We start from the raw sequence: 15299 nt of genomic DNA on the forward strand, positions 1-15299 counted from the left end.
TCGCCAGAGGTTAAAAGTAAAGTTATTATCGCCTTTGCGTCCTTCGACCTTTTGGCATTGCAGTGAGGGGCGCGACAAGTTTTTCATACAGGCTGAACAAATGTTCGACGCGCTCGCGGTCGCTGGCGAAGGGCGTGGGGCGATAGAGCTTATCCACCGCCGCGTCGAGAGCGCGATGCGCCTTGCGAAGATCGGCAGGCATAACGTCGGGGTCATAGAGATCGGCGAGCGTTGCGGCCGGATGCGCCCCCCGCGCATCTAGAACGGCTTGCGCAAGAAGGGAGAGGTTCTTCTTCTGCGACTCGCTCAACGGCGGCCACGGAAAGGGATTGTAATTGATTCCTGGCGAGTATCGATAGTCGTTTTTTATCCTTCCCCCAACATAGGCTGCCCACGCTACATGCATTTTTGAAGTTATTAGCGCGAAATGATAAAGCTGCACATCTGTTGCAACGAGCAGTTGATTGCTCGGCACGGCAGGGGGCGTCAGCCAAGCAACAGGGATATACTCACGTCTGCCTGAGCTCGCTTCCGGAATACATAGAAATGGCGTGGTTGGTAAAACTGTTACGTGAAACTCAGTGGGTGTATTGGCTAATGAAAGCGACAGGTCGCTCGCTTCCTTATTCTCTTTTTCAGGGTTGCGACGTGGCGGCAATTGTCCAAGCCGATATCGGCGAACTTTTTCGACCAGTTCCATCACATTTGGCATCGCGCGCAGAGTTTGAGGTGGCACGTTTTGAAGCGCTAAAATCCAACGGTCTCTGCCGTTGATTAGTTCGTCCGATCCAAAGAAGGGGCGCAGGAGAGCGCCCGCTCTAGGTTCTAAGGCAAGAAAGTCCTGTCGCTCGGCGCTGTCGAAAATAAAATAGCCGCCATCCACTGGCTTTGAGCCAACGCGAATAGCCGGAAGATAAGCAGGTGGCGCGCGCCTTCGTGCCACGACCAGATGCCGATTCATAAGCCCAGAGGCGTCGAAGAGATACGGCGATAGTGCGGAATGACGGCTTTCGACCGGATCGCCATTGATGTCGTCGTATGAAAACAGCCGTTTGTCTTTTGGCTCATCTCCCCGCTTAGTTAGACCAATCACTACGACGTGTACATGGGCAACACCGCGCGCGTCTGAACCCCACGCGAATGTGCGATGCGCGAAAGCAATCTCAACCTTCCAACGGCTAAACAGCGCGGGCCATAGCTGTGCAACTTGCTCACCTTGTGTAATCGAGTTGGTGGCAACGAAACCGATACGTGCGCGGCCGTCCTGGGCGTATTCACCCGCTTTCAAGAACCACGCGGCGACATAATCCAGGCGACTACCTGTCGCGCCGAGGTTACGCATCAATGACTTAGTTTGCGCTTGTTTCGCTTTGTCTCGCATGACAAAGCCACTGAACGGCGGGTTCCCTAGCACGTAGGTACAGTCTTCGGGTGCGAGAACGCATCGCCAATCAATTTCCAGCGCGTCGGAATGATGGATATGCGGTGAGGCCTTGAGCGGAATTCGCGCATAGACTTCGCCAAATTCGAGGCTTAGCCGATTGTTCATAATGTGATCCATCATCCACAACGCCGTCTCGGCGATGCGCACGGGAAATTCCGCAATCTCGATTCCGTAAAATTGATTCACGTCGATTAGCGAGAGGCTGGTCACGTCCAGAACGCGCTTGTCCTTAGGAAAAATCTCTCTCAGTAATTCGATTTCGAGCGTGCGCAATTCGCGATAGGCAATAATCAAGAAGTTTCCACAACCGCAAGCCGGATCAAAGAATTTCAGCGTGCTAAGTTTGTCATGAAACGCTTTCAGCGCTTTGGCACGGCCGGTATCGCGGCGCGCCTTCAGCCGCTCGAATTCGGCGCGAAGATCGTCCAGGAACAAGGGTTGAATGACCTTCATGATGTTCTTTTCGGTCGTGTAATGCGCGCCGGACGCTCGCCGCTCCCCGGCGTTCATGACCGATTGAAACAGCGAACCGAAGATGGCCGGCGAAATGGCGTCCCAATTGAACGCGCAGGCTTCGAGGAAGATCGCGCGCATTTCCGCATCGAATGCAGGAATCGGCAAACGTTCGGCAAAGAGCTCGCCATTCACGTATGGGAAAGCGGCGAGGTCTTCGTCTAGTTTCTTTTGGCGGCGCGATTCCAGCGTGTTGAGAACGTCGAACAATTCGTTCAGCAAGCGGCCTATGTCCGAACCATCCTCGGCGGTGCGTTGCAAAATCAAATCGTGAAAAATGCCGCGTGGCTCGAAAATGCCCGTGCTATCCGCAAAGAGGCAAAAAACCAAGCGTACTAGGAGCCGTTCAAGATCGTGACCAACGTAACCGGACGCCTTCAGCGCATCGTGCAAGCGCCCCATGAGTTCGGAGGCTTCGATATTAACCGGGTCTTGATCCTTGAACGTGCGCTTTTGCACGCCGAGTATGAAACCGAAGTGTTCGACCTTGCGGGGTAGCTCGGCGAGTGTGAAGGGCTCCCTCGTTCCTTCGTCGAGGTCGTGAAGCTCGAACGTCTGAAAATCAGATAGGAGGATGTAACGGGGAAGCTCGGCGTCCTTCAGGCCAGGGAAGTAATCGAACGCCTGTTTCTTGGCTCGCGCCAGCGAGCGGCCCGCGCTCTTTTGTTCTACAAGCAAAACGCCTTTCCAGAAAAGATCGATAAAGCCGCGCTTTTCGCCGAGCAACTTGACGGGCTCTTCGAAGCTTGCGACCTTGCGCCGCTTGACACCGAACACCTCGAAAAACTCGTTATAGAAGCTTTGCGTCTCCCCTTTTTCATATTTGGCACTTGCCCATTCTTCGGCGAAGCGCGCGGCGCGGGCGCGAATTTCGTTCCAGGACAACCGCATGAGGGAGTCGACTCAGGTTGAAGGTGAGTGGCGAGCCTACCAGTTCGGGCAAAGCTGCAACAGTTAGCGCGCTCGATTATCCCTTGTCTTTCGGATCGCGGTGCTGCGGCATTGGAACGCGAGCGCTAAAACCCCAAGTATCCGCTAATTCTACGCGTTTGTTGATCGGATCGGGCGGAACCACAACCTTACCCTTATGTCGCGGGTCCGGCTTGAGTGGCGTTCGCACGATCGGCTTGCTTCCGCCGCCGTCAATCCTCATTACTCGGGTAGCGGATTTTCCGGCGCGGACCGTCAGCGCCTCGGCGTCGGCGCTCAATTCCAATTCCGTTTCCGGCGGCCAGGTGGCCACAAGCTTTTGCAGCAAAATGCCTTCCACCTGAACGGGGCTTGGCCAATCGCCGCAGGCGGGAACAGCTTTGGCGAATACGTCGTTTTTGGCTTCAATCACTGAAAATGCCCCGGACACGAAGTCTTGTTCAAGCGACACAGGAACGGGCTTCGGGCGCTTCTTTAGTGGGTGGGGCCTGGCCGGCTTAAGAGCGTCCGCCAAATCGCCGGCTTTGACTTTAATCATGGCTCTCTCGCACGTTAACTTCACGTAACGCAATGTTCGGGCGTTACGGGCGCAATCAAGTCACGCCCGCAAGGGAATGACAACCCCGCCGCGCCGCATTTCCTCGCACCTCTCAGCCCACCACGCCATCATGCGGATACGCTCTTCCCAAAAGTCGGCGCGGGCATAGGCGCGGCGAACGCTATCGTTATCGACATGCGCCAGTTGGCGTTCGATGGCGTCGGCGTTCCAGAGGCCGCTTTCATTCAGGATCGAAGACGCCGCCGAGCGGAATCCGTGGCCGGTCATTTCATTCTTTTCGAAACCGAGCCGGCGCAAAGCCGCGTTGATCGTGTTTTCTGACATGCAACGCGCCGCCGAGCGGACAGAGGGGAAAAGAAATTTCCCGTGGCCAGTTATCGTTTGAAGCTCCCTCAAGATGGCGATGGCGCGCGGCGCGAGCGGCACGCGATGGGGGCGCTTCATCTTCATTTTTTCGCCCGGTATCGACCAGACGCCCGCGTCCAGATCGAATTCCGACCATTCCGCCGCGCGAAGCTCGCCGGGGCGGACGAAGGTCAGGGCGAGCAGTTCGAGCGCCGCCCGCGTTTCCGGCGCGCCCTCATAGGTCGCGATGGCGCGGAGAAGGCCGCCGAACGCCTTTGTCTCGACGATGGCGGCGCGATGCTGAACCGTCGGCGCGGTCAAGGCCCCCTTCAATGCGCCGGTCGGATCGGATTCGGCCCGGCCGGTCGCGACCGCGAAACGGAAAACCTCGCCGATGGTCGCTCGCAGCCGCTTCGCAGTTTCATGCCGTCCGCGCGCTTCGACGCTTCGGAGAACCGCTAGGACTTCAGGGGCGGTTATCTCCGCAATCGGGCGCCCGCCTATGGCAGGGCGGGCGAGGCTTAAAAGCCATTCGAGCTTTGTCAAAGTGGTTTCTGCCTTCGCCTCGCGCCTTTTCTTTTCCAAAAGTTCGCGGGCAATGGCGTCGAATGTATTGGCGGATGCAGCGGCATTCGCGGCCTTGGCCAGCTTTTTGACGAGCGACGGGTCATGACCATCGGCCAAAAGGCGCTTGGCCTCTTCCCGCGCGTCGCGGGCTTCGCGAAGCCCGGTCGCTGGATAGACGCCGATGGCGAGCAATTTCTGCCCGCCGGCAAAACGATAAGCAAGACGCCAGCGCTTCGCGCCGTCCGGCATGATCCAGAGTTGCAGTCCGCCGCCGTCCGAAAGCTTGACGAGGCGAGCCTCGGGCTTGGCCGCCCGGATTTCCATGTCGGTGAGTGGCATGTTGGTACCTGATTCGTTGGTATCGACGCTGTACCAACGAATATACCAACGATTTTGGCGGATACCAACGCGCGCCAATGGACGTCATCGGACGGTCGCTAAGGAGTTATCTCTTGTTTTTCAGTAAGTTATGGATGTTCTTGGACGTTGCCGGACGTTGATTTGGTGCCGGTTGCAGGAGTCGAACCCGCGACCTACTGATTACAAATCAGTTGCTCTACCAACTGAGCTAAACCGGCATTGGTTCTTGGCCGTCGCGCTGGTTTCGGCGCGTCGGCAAGCCCGGACAGGCTTGGACCCTCTGTCCCTCTTCGCCAAGGCCGAACCTTGACGCTGGCGGCCCCTTATACTTTTTCCCGCCGCTCCTGAAAAGAGTGGCGCCGAATGATCCGTTGCGCGACCATGCGGTGAACGCCTTTGCATTTTAGCGGATCTTCTCCCGCCGCTTATGGCGCCGCCTCGCCTTTCTGCGCACGCGCGCCCAATCGGCCTTCGGCCCGCAGCGCCGTCGAGGAGAGGGGCGAGCGCGGCCCGTGGAGAAAGACGAAGGCCGGCGGCGGGGCGGTCGCGAGGCTCGCAGCCTGCGTCTCGTCGATCCGATAGGGGGCGAGCGCGAGCCCCGCTCGGGAGGCCGGCGCCCGCAGCGTCGAGCCTGGACGATCGATGACGCAAATCGGAACGAGATCGATAATGTCGCGCCAGCGCTTCCACAGTGGGAAGCCGGTGAGATTGTCAGCGCCCATCAGCCAGATGAAATGGACGCCGGGACATCGTCGCTTCAGATAGGAAATCGTGACGAAGCTGTAAGGCGCGCCGAGGCCCGCCTCTAGCGCCGTGACCACGATGCGGGGATGGGCCGCGAGCTTGCGCGCTGCCTCGACCCGCTTGGCGAGCGGGGCGAGCTCTCGCGCGTCCTTCAGCGGATTGCCGGGGCTGACCAGCCACCAGATGCGATCGAGCCGCAGCCGCCGCAACGCCAGCAGGCTCGCCGCACGGTGTCCCTCGTGCGGCGGATTAAAGCTGCCGCCGAAAAGCCCGACGCGAAGCCCCGGGGCATGCGGCGGCGGCTTGGCGGAGAAAGCGCGCGCAACGATCCGCGAAGTCACGGACGAATTTGCCCGGCGCCGCGCACGCGATATTTGAAAGATGTGAGCTGCTCGAGCCCGACGGGTCCCCGCGCATGCATGCGCCCGGTCGCGATGCCGATCTCGGCGCCGAAGCCAAACTCGCCGCCATCGGCGAATTGCGTCGAGGCGTTATGGATCACGATGGCGGAATCGACCTCCGTCAAAAAACGTTCGGCGGCGGCCTGGTTTTCGGTCACGATGCAATCGGTGTGGTGAGAGCCATAGGTCTCGATATGGGCGATCGCCTGGTCCAGCCCGTCGACGATGCGCACGGATATGATCGCGTCGAGATATTCGGTCGACCAATCGGCTTCGCTGGCCGGCGCGACCCTCGGATCGACGGCTTGGGTCTCAAGATCGCCGCGCAGAGCGCAGCCGGCGTCGAGCAGCATGGCCGCGAGCGGGCCGAGATGGGTCGCGGCGCAAGCGCGGTCGACGAGCAGGGTCTCGGCGGCACCGCATACGCCGGTGCGCCGAAGCTTGGCGTTGAGGAGAATGCGTTTCGCCTTCTCGAGATCCGCGTCGCGATCGACATAGACATGCACGATCCCCTCGAGATGAGCGAAGACCGGGACGCGCGCCTCGGCCTGGACGCGGGCGACGAGGCTTTTGCCGCCGCGCGGAACGATCACGTCGAGATTGCCATCGAGGCCCGCGAGCATGGCGCCGACGGCGGCGCGGTCGGTCGTCGGAGGGCGGAGAATCGCCGCCTCGGGCAGGCCCGCCTCGGCGAGGCCGGCGACGAGGCATTCATGAATTTTTAGCGAGGACTGGAAGCTGTCCGAGCCGCCGCGCAGGATCACAGAATTGCCGGCCTTGAGGCAGAGCGCGCCGGCGTCGGCGGTCACTGCCGGACGGCTCTCGTAGATCACGCCGATCACGCCGAGCGGGGTCGCGACGCGCTCGATGACGAGGCCGTTCGGACGCTCGAAACGCGCCAGAATGCGCCCGATCGGGTCGGGCAGGGCGGCGACGGCCTCGAGGCCCCTGGCCATGGCTTCGATTTGCTTGGCGTCGAGGCGCAGCCGGTCGAGAAAAGCGCTCGGCGCGCCCTCCGCCGCGGCGACGTCGCGCGCATTGGCGGCGAGGATTTCGTCCGCATGGGCGCGGATCGCCGCGGCGGCGGCGTGGAGAGCGCGGTTCTTGGCCTCGGTCGAGGCCAGCGACATCGCATGGGCGGCCGCGCGCGCCTCGCGGCCGAGCTCGGCCATGATCGCGGGGACGTCGGGTCCCGCGGGTTCGATGCGTTTCAGATTTTCCATGCGCGCCGCTTCAGCAATGGGGCAATGACCGCGTCCCGGCCAAAAGGGTCATTCGGCCGACGGACAGAAGCTCGGAGTGTCGGGACCTTGAAGGGCCGCAGCATGTCAGAAGCGAAAATGAGGCGCAACTTTTTGGGGAGGGGGCGCGCCGCGGCGCCGGTTGGGTTCCGGCGTTAGTCGCCTTCTGAGATAATAGAATTCGCACCCTTGGAGCTATCTGGGCCGAAGCCAGAACGGCGGCTGTCGGGCGATCGGCGCCAAAGCGGACTTTCAAGGGGCCGGGTCGTAGGCCACTCTCCTTCGTTCGCCCCTTCGGAAGGTCCATTGAATTTCCGTCAGCCTACCTCTTTTCCGGGACCTGTTGTCATCGTCGAGGATCTGTTCTGGGCTTCACAAGTCACGCAAAATATCATATACTCTATAGAGTAATTTATGTATTCTTGATCTCGTAGAAATTGTCTGGACGTTGCCGTCGCATTTGACCTGATCGAGGAGTCTGCTGTGTCAATCGTTGATTCCAGACCGACTGTCGAAGCGCCGGACGATGACCCGCATCTTTGGCTCGAGGAGACCGAAAGCGCTCAAGCGCTGGCTTGGGTCGAGGCGCAGAATGCCGCGACGATACAAAGGTTTGGGGATAGCCGCTTCGCAGCCGACCGAGATGCGCTCAAACTCATTTTCGACCGGCCGGACAATATCCCGTTTCCGAATCGGCGAGGCGAAAAGCTTTTTAATCCTTGGCAAGACGCCGAACATCCGCGCGGCCTATGGCGGACCACATCGTTCGAGAGCTTTCGAAGCGAGTCTCCCGTATGGGACATTCTCATCGATCTGGACGAACTCGCGGCCAAGGAAGGCGAAGATTGGGTTTGGCGCGGCGGGGTGTCGCTGCCGGGAACACATGATCGGGCCATTGTTCACCTGTCGCGCGGCGGCAAGGACGCGGTTGTCCTACGCGAGTTCGATCTGATAGCTCGCGAATTCGTGGCGGATGGGTTCAATCTGCCTGAAGCCAGGAGCCAAATTGTCTGGCTTGATCGCGACACCTTGCTGCTCATATCGCCGCTTGGGCCCGGTATGGCGACTAATACAGGCCTTCCACGCACAGTGCGCCTCTGGCGGCGTGGGACTGATCCGCTTGCGGCCCCGGTGATTTTCGAGACACGAAAAGACTATTTGGGGATTTGGGCAGGAGTCGATCGGAGCGCCCCGGAGGAGCGGATCTGGTTTATTGAAAAGCCGGGTTTTCTCGATGCCCACTTTTGGATCGGCGATCGGACTGGCGCCGAAATCAGGATTGATATTCCTCCAGACGCGGGAGCGGACGAGTTCCGCGGATGGCTCGTGGTGAAGCTCCGGTCGGCCTGGACTATTGGCGAGGAGACCTTTGAGCCCGATAGCGTTATCGGCATCTCCTTCGCCGCATTTCTGGCGGGCGATCGCCATTTCACAAAATTATTTGAGCCAGAAAAACGGCGCGCTTTACAGGGGTTTTTTTGGTCGGGCGATCGGCTGGTGCTGACGATTTTAGATAATCTCAAGCCTGTCTTTGAAGTGCTTACCCCGAATGAAGGCGCTTGGACGCGCGAGACACTCACAGGCTTGCCCGAGATCGGCTCTGCCCATGTCTGGCCGTTTGATGCCGAGAAGTATGAATCCAACGGAGATTTCCTTGCCATCGCTCAGGACCCGCTGACGCCGCCGTCATTGTTCTTTATCGAGCCAAAGGCGTCGGCTGTTTTGTTGAAGCAAGCACCGCAAGCTTTCAATCCGGCGGGGCTTGTCGTCACAAGGCATGAGGCGGTCTCAACCGATGGAGTCCGCATCCCCTATGTGCAAGCCGGGCCGCCTGGGGAAACCGGAAATGCGCCGGTCATTCTTTATGGTTATGGCGGGTTCGGAATCTCCGTGTCCCCTTTCTACAATCCAGCGCTCGGAAAGCTTTGGTTGGAGTGTGGCGGCACCACCGTCCTTGCACATTTGCGCGGAGGCGGCGAGTTCGGGACAGACTGGCACGATGCTGGACGGCGCGAAGGCAAACGGCTTTCGCATGATGATTTCGCCGCGGTCGCCGCCGATCTTGTAGAGCGTGGCGTAACGCAGCCTGGCCGCATCGCAGCTGAGGGTGGATCGAACGGCGGACTACTCATCGCGAATATGCTGACGCGCTATCCCGAGCGCTTCGGAGCGCTGCTTTGCGCCGTGCCAGTAATCGATATGCGCCGCAGCAAGAAGCTTCTCGTGGGCAATATCGGGATTGACGAGTATGGCGACCCCGACATACCGGAGCACTGGGAGTTTTTGTCGGAGATTTCAGCCTATCATGTTGCCGCTCCGGGCAAGCATTATCCGCCGATCCTGCTCACAACAAGCCGTAAGGACGATCGCGTTCATCCCGCACATGCGCGAAAGATGGCGGCTAAGCTACAAGCCATGGGATATGAAGCTTATTTCTATGAGCCTGCCACCGGAGGCCACAGCGCCGGCAAAGACCATAACGACCAGGCGGCTTTCCTCGCGCTAGGTTATGCCTTCCTTCGCGCATCCATTGGTTGGGAAATGGATAATTTCAGTCCGAGGTGACCCTCGGTCCCGCTCTCGATAGAAGTCAGATGATGGTCGTTCCTTACCGCCATGAGGCGGGTCTCTCAGGTCAAGAAGATACGGCTTCAGCGAGTGTGGATTTACGCCCCCTGCGATCCGTATAAGTGCGACCGGCGACATTCGTCGAAACCATTCGGTGAGTGCCTGCCTCGGGGAAGGTCCGCTTACCCACCCATAATAGTCAAAAGGCCCTGCGGATTGAACGGCTGCTTTGGATGGGTGGCTACGATCGGCGCAGCGACCAATTTGGGCACGAACCGGACCTTGGTTAGCACCTGCCGGACCTCACCTTTGCGCCGAAATGAAGCTCCGCCGGACGAGCCTCAATCCCCGGCGACCGCCATATCGTCGCGATGGATGAGCGTGGCGCGGCCGGGCTCGCCTAGAAGGCTCTCGATGTCCTGCGAATTGCGTCCGGCGATCAGCACCGCCTCGCTCGCGTCATAGGCGACGAGGCTGCGGCCGATCTCGCCCCCTTGGGCGTTGCGAATGATGACGCAATCGCCGCGGGCGAAATTGCCCTCGATGCGGGTGACGCCCGCGGGGAGCAGGCTCTTGCCGCCCATGATCGCCCGCGCGGCGCCGGAGTCGCCCGTGCCCGCCCCGGCGGCGGCGGCGTGATCGACGATGACGTATGACCCACCGGGCTTCAGCCGCTTGTAGACGGCTCGATTGAAGTCGGCCGCCGTAGCGCCCCTGGCCTGCATCAGCGCGGTGTGGAGATCGTGATAGAACAGGTGCAGCCACAGGACATCCGCCGGTTGCGTGGCCTTCGGCATCGCTACCAGGTCCGCTGAGACGACTTCGACGTTTTCCCGGCCCGGCTCCTTCGCAAGCGTCCGCATGCGGCCGAGCGGATCGTTGTTGAAGTGGGCGACTTCGGCCGGCACGAAGCTGTAGACCCGTCCTTCTGGACCCACGACTTCGGAGAACAGACGGGTCCACTCGCCTTCCCCTGGGTAGACGTCGATGACGGTGGAGCCTGCTTTGACTCGTGCGAACCTGATCAACTCGGATATTTTGGATTGGTCGTACATCGGAATCTCCCTTACGGTTGGGCAATCGACGAGCGCCCGGCGCGCGAGGCGGCGATCCACGGCTCATTCAACTTCGACATCGAACCGACGGCCGTAGTCGGCCAGCGCTACGCCGGCCTGGACGCGTCCATCTGCGAGGCCCGGGCCAGTGCTTGCGTATCGACGTACTCCCGGATGTTGGTCAGTCTGCCGTCGCGGACCGTGATGGCGAAGATCCAGTCGTCCTCGAACGTCTTGTTCGTAGCTTTGATCTTTCCCCTCGCGAAGCCGACTACCAGGACCCGGTCTCCTTGCGCTACAAACTCCCGAGGTTCCGTGGACGTTTCTATCGACTTGGATGCCGTCTCAAGCAAATCCGTCAGCCCGGCGTGTCCGTGCCGCGTTCCGGCCAGCGGCCAGTCTTCGCCCGGAACGATCCACTCGATGTCTTCGGCGGCCAGCGCGAGCAGAGCCTCCCTATCGCCGCGGCCGATCGCGGCGAAGAAGTCCTTCACGGTCTGGATGTTCTTCTCAATGCTCATGGGAATTTCTCCATTTCGCAAGGATGGGATCGCGCTCGTAACTTATGATCTTTCTCCGATATCGTAGAACGCCGGGTCAGACCTGCGCCATGCCTCCATCGACCGCCAGATCCACGCCGGTGATGTAAGAACTTTCATCGGAGGCGAGGAAGGTGACGGCAGCCGCAATTTCCTCTGGCTTTCCCCTGCGACCCATTGGGATCTGTGACGCAAACTGGGCGGCCGCTTGCTCGGCTTGCTCAGGGGTAAGGCCTGTCGTTGTCTCTAAGGCGGGGGTCTCGATCGGCCCGGGGCTCATCGCATTCACGCGGATTTTGCGGTCTTTCAGCTCCAGTGTCCAAGCGCGCGCAAAGTTGCGCACGGCAGCCTTACTCGCGGCGTAAGTGCTAAACCCTGGAAGCCCCAACACATTCGACACTGAAGAGTTCAGGATAATCGAACCGCCGTCTTTGAAGAGAGGAAGGGCCTTCTGCACCGTAAAGAACAGACCCTTCACGTTGACATCGAAGGTCTGGTCAAAATGGGCCTCAGTAGCGACCGCGAGCGGTGCGATTGTCCCTGCGCCCGCGTTCGCGAAGAGAATGTCGATATGACCATGTTTCTCTTTCACGACGGCATAGAGGTGGTCCAGATCTTCCAAGCGCGACACGTCGCCGACGACCGTCGTAACGTTTCTCGTGATGAAGGCTGCAGCCTCCTTCAGCTCTTTCTCTCTTCGCCCGGTGATCACGACGTGCGCACCTTCTTCCACGAAGCGCTTGGCTGTGGCTAACCCGATCCCGCTGCTTCCGCCCGTGATGACTGCGATTTTACCTTCGAGTGCTTTCATAATCTTTTGTCTTTCGCTGTGTGTGAGCTAGGCACGGAACCGTGCCGAGGTCAGAGTTGCGCCAGGCCGCCGTCGACGGCGACCTCGCTGGCGGTCATGAAACTGCTGTCCGGCGACGCGAGAAAGGCAGCCACGGCCCCGATCTCTGCCGGATCGGCCATGCGCTGGAGCGGAGTCATCGCGCCGTAGGCCTTCTGGCCCTCCTCGCCCAGCGCCTCCTTCGCGAGCTCGGTCGCCGTCGCCCCAGGCGACAGAACGTTCACACGGATGCCGGCGCCCTTCAGGTCCTCCGCCCAGGTCCGCGCGAGGTTGCGCACCGCCGCCTTGCTCGCGCTGTAGGCGGTGAATGCCGGGGCGCCCGCGGAGCCGGCGCTCGATCCGGTCAGGATGATCGAACCGCCTTCTCCCATCAGCGGGAGCGCCTTCTGGACCGTGAAGATCGTACCCTTCACATTGGTGTCGAAGGTTTCGTCAATGTGCGCGGCGGTGATCTTGCCGAGCGCAAGCTGGCTTCCTAGCCCGGCATTGGCGAAGACGATGTCGAGGCTTCCGCGCTCGGCCTTAATCGCCGCGTAGAGTTGGTCGAGGTCGGCCTCATTCGAGACCGAGCCCTTCACCGCGCGGGCATTGGGCCCGAGCTCGGCCAGAGCCGCGTCGAGCGCTCCCTGCCGGCGGCCGAATATGAAGACAAAGGCCCCCTCCTCGATGAATCGCTTTGCCGAGGCGAGGCCGATGCCGGTGGCGCCGCCCGTGATGACGGCGGTCTTTCCATTCAATCTGGTCATGTCGTGCAGTCCTTGTTTCACCGTCTCGGGTCTTTGACTGTGCGAAGAGGTCCCCGGACAGCCTCAACATGGGTTCGCCGGAGTGAGGTGATGAGTGCGGAATCGCGCACATCAGCGGTGCGAAAACGATCCAGTTAGACGATTGAACGCCACGGCGTTCGCGCGCGCCGCGGCTGAGCGTGCTAGAATGAGCTTCGGAAGACGCAGCTTGCGGCGCGGGAATGCACCATGATCGATTGGGATGACGTTCGCTACTTTCTTGCAGCCGCCCGCGGAGGCTCAGTGCGGGCTGCCGCCGGCCGCCTGGGCGTGAACCACTCGACCGTGCTGCGACGCATCGCCCAGCTCGAGGAACGCCTCGGGGCGCAGATGTTCGAAAAACTGCCTTCGGGCTACCGCTTGACGGCCGCGGGCGAGGAGGTCCTCGAGCTCGCTACCCAGATGGAAACGTCATCGCACCAGCTGGAGACGCGCGTCTTCGGGCGCGACCAAAGCGTGCGCGGGCTTCTGCGGGTGACGTTGACACCGATCCTCGCGACACACCTGCTCATCCCGGACTTCGCCGAGTTCGCGCGTCTGTATCCAGAGATCGAGATGGAAATTTTATCGTCCGGCGAGCTGGCAAACCTGACCAACCGCGAGGCCGACGTCGCGATCCGCGTCGTCTACGACCGCAAAACTCTGCCGCTCAATCTTCACGGCCTGAAGGGACCGGAGCTGTTCGGCGGCGTCTACATATCCCGCGATCGACTCGCCGGGTGGCGTGCGGGCGCGCCTGATCCCATCCGGTGGATCATCATAAGCATGCACGGCATTCCGGAGTGGGCCAGCGAGGGTGAGGTTCGCACCACGGGGGTTCCGTTCAGGACCACGGACGCCGCTGCGGAAATCGTTGCTGTACGGCAAGGGCTCGGGATCACGACGCTGCCGTGCTTCGTCGGAGATGCGGACCCCCTGCTGGTGAGAGTGCCGGGCGCCGATCTTCACATGTACGGAACGCTCTGGCTTCTCACGCAGGGGGAGACACGCAAGACGAAGCGCGTGCGGCTCTTCACGGAGTTCGTATCCCGCAGGCTCGTCGCCTACGCGCCGCTTCTCGCGGGGCTGTCCGTATCGCGCGAGGCGACGGTGCAGCCGTCGCCGGCCAGATGACCGAATGGCGGCTTTTAGGAGCAAAGAAACTTTGGCACGAATGACCGAATGTGGCGCAAAGCGGTCGGCGATGAAGGGCCGCCGCACTTCACCTCCGCGCCAAACGAAAGCTCCGCCGGCATAAACCTCAATCCCCCGCCACGGCCATATCGTCGCGATGGATCAGGGTGGCGCGGCCGGGCTCTCCTAAGAGGCTCTCGATATCCTGCGAATTGCGGCCGGCGATAAGCACCGCCTCGCTCGCGTCATAGGCGACGAGGCCGCGGCCGATCTCGCCGCCCTGGGCGTTGCGAATGATGACGCAATCGCCGCGGGCGAAATTGCCCTCGATCCGGGTGACGCCGGCGGGCAGCAGGCTCTTGCCGCTGACGATCGCCCGCGCGGCGCCGGCGTCGACATGAAGGACGCCGCGCGGCTCGAGTGAGCCCGCGATCCATTTCTTGCGCGCCGTGACCGGATTGGAGCCGGTCAGAAACCAGGTGCAAGGACCGGCGTCGATGCGCGCCACCGGATGCTCGACGCGGCCGTCGGCGATCAGCATATGGGCGCCGCCGGTGGTGGCGATTTTCGCCGCCTCGATCTTGGTCCTCATGCCGCCGCGCGACAGAAGCGAGGCGGCGCCGCCGGCCATGGCCTCGATCTCGGCGGTCACGCGCGGCACGATCGGGATCAGCGCGGCCTCGGGATCTTCCGAAGGCGGCGCGGTGTAGAGCCCGGCGACGTCGGACAGCAGGATCAAGAGATCGGCGCTCGCCATGGTCGCGACGCGGGCGGCGAGGCGGTCATTGTCGCCATAGCGGATCTCTGAGGTCGCGACCGTGTCGTTCTCGTTGATGACGGGCACCGCGCGGAGATCGAGCAGGCGGCCGATCGTCGCCCTTGCGTTGAGATAGCGGCGGCGCTCCTCGGTGTCGCCGAAGGTGACGAGGATCTGCCCCGCCGTGATGTTCAGATCGGCCAGAACCTCGGCCCAGATCCGCGCGAGGGCGATCTGGCCGACGGCGGCGGCGGCTTGACTGTCCTCGAGCTTCAGGCCGCCGTCCGGCAGCTTCAAGACGGTGCGGCCGAGCGCAATCGAGCCAGAGGACACGACGAGGACGTCGGCGCCTTGCTTGTGAAGGGCGGCGATGTCCTGCGCAAGGGAGACGAGCCATGCCCGCTTGACGCAGCCCTGGGCGCGATCGACCAGAAGGGAAGAGCCGACCTTGATGACGACCCGGCGAAAATTCTCGAGACGCGGCGGCGCGCTCCCGCCCGGGGTTGCAGCAGGCTCGATGAACGCGGA

At 61.3% G+C, this 15299-nt stretch carries 12 protein-coding genes and 1 tRNA gene; 2 read left to right on the forward strand and 11 right to left on the reverse strand.

Translation table 11 applies throughout. The annotated features are described in order from the left end of the window. Window positions 1–25: 25 nt before the first annotated feature. The 6 genes from METAC_RS0117545 to METAC_RS0117570 form a co-directional block, all read right to left on the reverse strand. On the reverse strand, window positions 26–2848 hold the full coding sequence (locus tag METAC_RS0117545; RefSeq protein WP_026608036.1) for a class I SAM-dependent DNA methyltransferase: 2823 nt from the start codon (window positions 2846–2848) through the stop codon (window positions 26–28). A 76-nt stretch (window positions 2849–2924) separates the two neighbouring features. Further along, window positions 2925–3425, reverse strand: coding sequence for a hypothetical protein (locus METAC_RS0117550; protein ID WP_026608037.1), 501 nt, complete (start codon window positions 3423–3425; stop codon window positions 2925–2927). A 60-nt stretch (window positions 3426–3485) separates the two neighbouring features. Next, window positions 3486–4697: a tyrosine-type recombinase/integrase gene (locus METAC_RS0117555; RefSeq protein ID WP_026608038.1), complete on the reverse strand. Its 1212-nt coding sequence runs from the start codon at window positions 4695–4697 to the stop codon at window positions 3486–3488. Window positions 4698–4860: 163 nt separating this feature from the next. Beyond that, window positions 4861–4936, reverse strand: a tRNA-Thr gene (locus tag METAC_RS0117560). 207 nt (window positions 4937–5143) lie between these two features. Beyond that, window positions 5144–5803: a nicotinate-nucleotide adenylyltransferase gene (locus METAC_RS0117565; protein WP_051335661.1), complete on the reverse strand. Its 660-nt coding sequence runs from the start codon at window positions 5801–5803 to the stop codon at window positions 5144–5146. After that, window positions 5800–7086, reverse strand: coding sequence for a glutamate-5-semialdehyde dehydrogenase (locus METAC_RS0117570; RefSeq protein WP_026608040.1), 1287 nt, complete (start codon window positions 7084–7086; stop codon window positions 5800–5802). The genes METAC_RS0117565 and METAC_RS0117570 overlap by 4 nt, the downstream gene beginning before the upstream one ends. A 501-nt stretch (window positions 7087–7587) precedes the next feature. On the opposite strand from METAC_RS0117570, the gene METAC_RS0117575 reads away from it, so the two are divergent. Further along, window positions 7588–9669 carry a prolyl oligopeptidase family serine peptidase gene (locus METAC_RS0117575; RefSeq protein WP_026608041.1) on the forward strand — a complete coding sequence of 694 codons (2082 nt, stop codon included), beginning with the start codon at window positions 7588–7590 and terminating at the stop codon, window positions 9667–9669. A gap of 344 nt (window positions 9670–10013) precedes the next feature. On the opposite strand, the gene METAC_RS27190 is transcribed toward METAC_RS0117575, so the two are convergent. The 4 genes from METAC_RS27190 to METAC_RS0117595 form a co-directional block, all read right to left on the reverse strand. Further along, on the reverse strand, window positions 10014–10727 hold the full coding sequence (locus METAC_RS27190) for a PUA domain-containing protein (protein ID WP_084143755.1): 714 nt from the start codon (window positions 10725–10727) through the stop codon (window positions 10014–10016). 107 nt (window positions 10728–10834) lie between these two features. Beyond that, entirely contained in the window at window positions 10835–11248 is a 414-nt protein-coding gene (locus METAC_RS0117585; protein ID WP_026608042.1) for a nuclear transport factor 2 family protein, read from the reverse strand. A 76-nt stretch (window positions 11249–11324) separates the two neighbouring features. Further along, the gene (locus tag METAC_RS0117590) at window positions 11325–12077 is read right to left on the reverse strand and encodes an SDR family NAD(P)-dependent oxidoreductase (RefSeq protein ID WP_026608043.1); all 753 of its coding nucleotides are present in this window, start codon (window positions 12075–12077) and stop codon (window positions 11325–11327) included. Between the two features lie 50 nt (window positions 12078–12127). After that, window positions 12128–12862: an SDR family NAD(P)-dependent oxidoreductase gene (locus METAC_RS0117595; protein ID WP_026608044.1), complete on the reverse strand. Its 735-nt coding sequence runs from the start codon at window positions 12860–12862 to the stop codon at window positions 12128–12130. Window positions 12863–13090: 228 nt separating this feature from the next. Between METAC_RS0117595 and METAC_RS0117600 the strand changes: the two genes are divergently transcribed. Then, window positions 13091–14014, forward strand: coding sequence for a LysR family transcriptional regulator (locus tag METAC_RS0117600; protein WP_026608045.1), 924 nt, complete (start codon window positions 13091–13093; stop codon window positions 14012–14014). A 127-nt stretch (window positions 14015–14141) separates the two neighbouring features. On the opposite strand, the gene proB is transcribed toward METAC_RS0117600, so the two are convergent. Continuing rightward, window positions 14142–15290, reverse strand: coding sequence for a glutamate 5-kinase (gene proB / locus METAC_RS0117605; RefSeq protein ID WP_026608046.1), 1149 nt, complete (start codon window positions 15288–15290; stop codon window positions 14142–14144). Between the last annotated feature and the right edge of the window lie 9 nt (window positions 15291–15299).

Origin of the sequence: Methylocapsa acidiphila B2 (assembly GCF_000427445.1) — a bacterium.
Taxonomy (GTDB): domain Bacteria; phylum Pseudomonadota; class Alphaproteobacteria; order Rhizobiales; family Beijerinckiaceae; genus Methylocapsa; species Methylocapsa acidiphila.

Excerpts from the sequence above, each read along its gene's own strand:
- METAC_RS0117545 (WP_026608036.1), bottom strand. The coding sequence starts at position 2,848 with ATGCGGTTGTCCTGGAACGAAATTCGCGCCCGCGCCGCGCGCTTCGCC.
- METAC_RS0117550 (WP_026608037.1), bottom strand. The coding sequence starts at position 3,425 with ATGATTAAAGTCAAAGCCGGCGATTTGGCGGACGCTCTTAAGCCGGCC.
- METAC_RS0117555 (WP_026608038.1), bottom strand. The coding sequence starts at position 4,697 with ATGCCACTCACCGACATGGAAATCCGGGCGGCCAAGCCCGAGGCTCGC.
- METAC_RS0117570 (WP_026608040.1), bottom strand. The coding sequence starts at position 7,086 with ATGGAAAATCTGAAACGCATCGAACCCGCGGGACCCGACGTCCCCGCG.
- METAC_RS27190 (WP_084143755.1), bottom strand. The coding sequence starts at position 10,727 with ATGTACGACCAATCCAAAATATCCGAGTTGATCAGGTTCGCACGAGTC.
- METAC_RS0117585 (WP_026608042.1), bottom strand. The coding sequence starts at position 11,248 with ATGAGCATTGAGAAGAACATCCAGACCGTGAAGGACTTCTTCGCCGCG.
- METAC_RS0117590 (WP_026608043.1), bottom strand. The coding sequence starts at position 12,077 with ATGAAAGCACTCGAAGGTAAAATCGCAGTCATCACGGGCGGAAGCAGC.
- METAC_RS0117595 (WP_026608044.1), bottom strand. The coding sequence starts at position 12,862 with ATGACCAGATTGAATGGAAAGACCGCCGTCATCACGGGCGGCGCCACC.
- METAC_RS0117600 (WP_026608045.1), top strand. The coding sequence starts at position 13,091 with ATGATCGATTGGGATGACGTTCGCTACTTTCTTGCAGCCGCCCGCGGA.